The organism is Phaeovulum sp., assembly GCF_041596715.1.
Lineage (GTDB): Bacteria > Pseudomonadota > Alphaproteobacteria > Rhodobacterales > Rhodobacteraceae > UBA6213.
In genome coordinates this window covers 1-4568 of sequence record NZ_JBFHIA010000240.1, presented here as the reverse complement: position 1 = coordinate 4568, position 4568 = coordinate 1, and the positions used below count along the sequence as shown (strand labels likewise).

At 62.4% G+C, this 4568-nt stretch carries 6 protein-coding genes and 1 pseudogene; 6 read left to right on the top strand and 1 reads right to left on the bottom strand.

Features of this window, described 5'->3' with window-relative positions; genetic code table 11:
- From ABY403_RS13735 to ABY403_RS13710, 6 genes are all read left to right on the top strand, one after another.
- Nucleotides 1-565, top strand: a 565-nt coding sequence (locus ABY403_RS13735) for a CBS domain-containing protein (RefSeq protein WP_372841394.1), incomplete at its 5' end; no start/stop codon positions are given.
- 2 nt (nt 566-567) lie between these two features.
- Nucleotides 568-1173: a hypothetical protein gene (locus ABY403_RS13730; protein WP_372841393.1), complete on the top strand. Its 606-nt coding sequence runs from the start codon at nt 568-570 to the stop codon at nt 1171-1173.
- An 11-nt stretch (nt 1174-1184) separates the two neighbouring features.
- Nucleotides 1185-1682, top strand: coding sequence for a lipopolysaccharide transport periplasmic protein LptA (gene lptA, locus ABY403_RS13725; protein ID WP_372841392.1), 498 nt, complete (start codon nt 1185-1187; stop codon nt 1680-1682).
- The gene (gene lptB / locus ABY403_RS13720) at nt 1682-2452 is read left to right on the top strand and encodes an LPS export ABC transporter ATP-binding protein (protein ID WP_372841391.1); all 771 of its coding nucleotides are present in this window, start codon (nt 1682-1684) and stop codon (nt 2450-2452) included. Before lptA ends, lptB begins: the two co-directional genes overlap by 1 nt.
- Before the next feature lie 241 nt (nt 2453-2693).
- Complete coding sequence (hpf, locus tag ABY403_RS13715; RefSeq protein WP_372841390.1) at nt 2694-3269, top strand: ribosome hibernation-promoting factor, HPF/YfiA family; 576 nt, start codon at nt 2694-2696, stop codon at nt 3267-3269.
- Between the two features lie 33 nt (nt 3270-3302).
- Nucleotides 3303-3767 carry a PTS sugar transporter subunit IIA gene (locus ABY403_RS13710; RefSeq protein WP_372841389.1) on the top strand — a complete coding sequence of 155 codons (465 nt, stop codon included), beginning with the start codon at nt 3303-3305 and terminating at the stop codon, nt 3765-3767.
- On the opposite strand, the pseudogene ABY403_RS13705 reads toward ABY403_RS13710, so the two are convergent.
- Nucleotides 3764-4568 (bottom strand): annotated as a pseudogene (locus tag ABY403_RS13705) (nodulation protein NodH); the annotation flags it as partial. The gene ABY403_RS13710 and the pseudogene ABY403_RS13705 sit on opposite strands and share 4 nt — an antisense overlap.

Sequence of the window (4568 nt, the reverse complement as noted above, 5' to 3'; positions counted from 1 at the left end):
GCGTCAGGCAGATGTTGCGATCTTGCTGCCCGCGGCACCCGAGGCTTGCGGCACCGGTGTTGTGCCCACCACCTCGACCACGATGACGCTGGCGCTGGGCGATGCGCTGGCGCTGGCGCTGATGGAACACCGCGCGTTTACTCCCGAACACTTTCGCACCTTTCACCCCGGTGGCAAGCTTGGGGCGCGGCTCGCAACGGTGGCAAGCCTGATGCACACCTCGCCGCCGCTGGTGGCCGAAAACGCGCCAATGGCCGATGCGCTGTTGGTGATGACGCAAAGGGGCTTTGGCGTCGTTGGCGTAACGGATGCAAACGGCAGGCTGGACGGCATCATCACCGATGGCGATTTGCGCCGCCACATGGAGGGGCTTCTTGCCCACCGCGCGGGCGAGGTCATGACCCGCGCGCCGCAGACCATCGGCCCCGGTGCGCTGGCCGAACAGGCGGTGGCGCTGATGAACGCGCGCAAGATTACCTGCCTTTTCGTGCTCGACCCGGTTGGCGATGGGTGCCCGCTTGGCATCTTGCATATCCACGATTGCCTGCGCGCGGGGGTTGTCTGAACATGGCACGCACCTACGACGATACCTATTCTTGGGTTGTCGCGGGGGCAAAGATCGCGCTGCCGCTGATGGCGCTTACGCTTTTGTCGATGCTGTTTCTGGTCTCGGACCGGATCGACCCGACGCAGCCAGTGCCCTATGCCGATATCGACCTTGATGAGCTTGCGCGCGAACCTCGGCTGACCCTGCCGCATTTTGCGGGCGTTACGGAAGATGGCGCGGCGCTGACGCTGACCGCCTCCGAGGCGCGGCCCGAACTGTCAGACGCAGGTGCATGGGTCAGCGACATAGTGGCGCGCCTGCAATCCGAAGAGGGTTTTTCCGCCGATGTCACGGCGGGCCTTGCGCGGCTGGATCCGTTGGCGGGGGCGGTACAGTTGAGCGGCGGGGTGCAAATTGTCACCAGCGCAGCTTACACGATATCGGCAGAAGAAGTGCTGCTGCGCACAGACCGCACGCGCATCGAATCACCCGGTGCGATCATTGCCGATGCGCCTTTCGGCGAGATCGAGGCGGGCGCAATGGTGTTGCAGGCCGAGGGCGAGGGCGCCCCTCATGTTCTGGTTTTCAACAATGGCGTGAAGCTGATATACCAGCCCGTGAAATGAGGAACCTCAGCATGGCACGACGGCTATCCCTTATGTTCGGCGCGATGCTTGCAGCCGCCAGTATCGCGGCACTGCCCGCCACGGCACAAACCATCGCCTTTGGCGGCATCCGCGCCGATACGACCGCCGAGGTGCAGGTCAGCGCCGATAGCTTGACCGTCGATCAGACAGACGGAAGCGCGGTGTTCATTGGGAATGTCGTCGTCACGCAAGGCGCGATGCGGCTGGCCGCTGCAGAGGTGCGGGTAGAATACGGGCGTGACGGGCAACGCGAGATCGAGCGGCTTTTGGCAAGCGGCGGGGTGACACTGGTAAGCGGTGTCGATGCGGCCGAAGCGGATTCGGCTGAGTATTCGATCAACACCGGCAGCATCGTGATGATCGGCAACGTGGTGCTGTTGCAAGGCGGCAACGCGCTTTCCACCGAGCGTCTGACGGTTGATCTTGTCACTGGCGCGGCCACGGCAGAAGGTCGGGTTCAAACCACGCTTCGGCCCGGTGGCGACTGATGCTGCAAGACCGCAGCAGGGCGTCTGATGCGTCAACTCCGCAGGTTTCGGGCCTTGTGGTCAGCGGTTTGCGCAAGGCTTACCGCCGCCGCCCCGTGCTGCGCGATGTGGCGATTACGCTGACGCAAGGCGAGGTGGTGGCGCTGCTTGGGCCCAACGGTTCCGGCAAGACCACCAGCTTTTATGTGATCGCGGGTCTGGTGCTGCCCGATGCCGGGCAGGTGTTGCTGGATGGCCGCGATGTAACCGCATTGCCGATGTATCGGCGCGCGCAACTCGGAATCGGATATCTGCCGCAAGAAGCCTCGATCTTTCGGGGGCTTTCTGTGGAAGACAACATTCTCGCCGTGCTTGAAATCATCGAGCCTGAACGCCACCGCCAGCGCGAAAGGCTTGAGGAACTGCTGGGCGATTTTTCGATCGCGCATCTGCGCCACGCCCCTGCACTTGCGCTTTCCGGCGGCGAGAGGCGGCGGGTGGAAATTGCCCGTTGCCTTGCCGCAAACCCGCGCTATCTGCTGCTGGACGAGCCTTTTGCCGGGGTCGATCCGATTTCTGTGGGCGAGATCCGCTCGTTGGTGCACGATTTGCGTTCGCGCGGTATCGGGGTGCTGATAACCGATCACAATGTGCGCGAAACCCTTGAAATCGTTGATCGCGCTTATATCCTGCATGACGGTGCCGTGCTGATGAGCGGCACCGCCGATGAGGTGGTGCGCGATGAAAACGTGCGCCGAGTCTACCTCGGGCAGGGCTTTCGGATCACGTGATCGGCATTTTGCGGCGTGTGGCGGTACCGCAAACAGGAAGGCGTTGACAAGGTGGCGGGGCCTAGCGCCAAATAGAGTCAAATGCCTGACATTCGCCCCTTCATTCGAGCGACGTCATCCCGGGCCCCCGACGCAAGGGCCGCTGTGCCGAATTGCGAGGCGGGCAACCCCCCAGAATTAACCGAACCGCAACCGAAGCCGTGTTCGGCTAAGGCCGGTTCACCAACCCGAAGGAGAAGCCATGCGGTATCAGATCAGCGGCAAACAGCTGGACATCGGCGAAGCCCTGCAAACTCATGTGAAATCAGAGTTGGGCGAAACGCTGGAAAAGTATTCGCAGCGTCCGACCGATGCCTTCGTGGTCTTTTCTCGCGGCACCCCCGGCTACAGGTGCGAAATCTCGGTGCATCTGTCTACCGGCCTGACCGCGGCGGCCAAGGGGGCCGCCACCGAAGTTTATGCGGCGTTTGAAGATTGTCGCGAACATCTCGACAAGCAGCTGCGGCGCTATAAGCGCAGGTTGAAGGACCATCAGCGCAACCGGCTTGAACCGGTTGAATTTGGCGCGGCAGAGATGTATGTGCTCGCCGCAGACGCGGGCGTCGGGGAATCGGAGCCCGAGTCCCTCGCGCCGGTCATCGTCGCAGAGATGGAGGCAAAGGTGCCTACGCTCTCTGTCGGTGAAGCGGTGATGCAAATGGAAATCGCGGGCGCGCCCATGTTGGTGTTCCGCAACGAAAAGCATGGCGGTGTGAATGTGGTGCACCGCCGCGAAGACGGCAATGTGGGTTGGATCGACCCGCGGCACATCAAATAAGCGCCAATCCTAGGGCGCGAGAAAGAAACGCGAATGCAGCTTTCAGACTTGCTCGGGGCAGATGCCGTGAAGGTATTTGCCCATGTCACCAGCAAGAAGCGTCTGTTTCAGGATCTCGCTGATATCGCGGAGGCGGCCTATGGGCTGAATGCCTCTGATACGTTGGACGCATTGCAAGAACGTGAAAGCCTCGGGCCAACCGGCGTCGGGCATGGGGTGGCGCTGCCCCATGCCCGCCTGCACGGCCTTAACCGCGTGGTGGGCGTGTTTGTCCGGCTTGAAAAACCGCTCGATTTCGACGCGGTAGACCGTCAGCCGGTGGATCTGGTGTTTGCGCTGTTCGCGCCCAAGGATTCGGGGGTCGAGCATCTCAAGGCGCTGGCGCTGGTATCGCGCACCATGCGCAACCCGGAAATCTGCATCAAGCTGCGCGCCAATTCCGCGCCGTCGGCGCTCCATGCGGTGCTGACCGAGGCGGTGGGCACACAAGCCGCCTAAGCGCGCCAGTCGGCAAAGCCAAAGCTCATGTAATCGCGCGGGTAGGCCGAATGTACGGCCGCCTCCATTTCACCATCGTAGATTTTCGATAGTGGAATGCCCGCAGGCTTCTGCTCGGGCGGCAGCGGCGGGTTGGGCTGGCCGATCGCCGCGGCCAGATAGGCAAGATCGGTGGCCAGCGTTTCTTCGCGGCAAAGCAGGTCTGGCGGCGCGAAATTGCCGAAACCTTGAATGACCGCGTATTGGCTGGCCCATAGCTGGTCAATGCGCACCGACGTCTGCCCGTTCAGGTTGGCTTTGAGAAACTTTAGAAACGCCATGAAGGCGCTGCGCTGGGCCAGCGCCGACATCTTGCCCACCTCTTCGACCGGCGGCAGCGGCACCTCGTAAAGCGTGCGCAGCACTTCGCGGATTTCGCCATAGCGGCCGGGCAGAATCGTCTCTGTAAAGGCCGAATAGGCACGTGCGAGAGGGTGGCGCAGCACGGTAAAGCTGCGGTGCCCCGGGTGGCCGCGCTTCCACTGACGCAGCGATTTTTGCGTGAAATCTTCGATCATCCCATCGCCAAAGCCTTCAAGCCACGCGCGCACCCGCGCCTCTGGCCCGGTCTTGAGCGGCAGATACAGCAACGGCGCACCCTTTGCGGCAACAAAGCCCGGAACGTTCGGGCCCCGGCGCGGCTCAAAATTGGGGGTGCGAGACAGGTTGAACCAGTCGATCCGCGAAAGTGCTGCCTCCATCTCGGGGAAGTTGCGCACCTTTTGCGACATTTCCTCGGGGTTTTGCACGATCAGCGCCTGC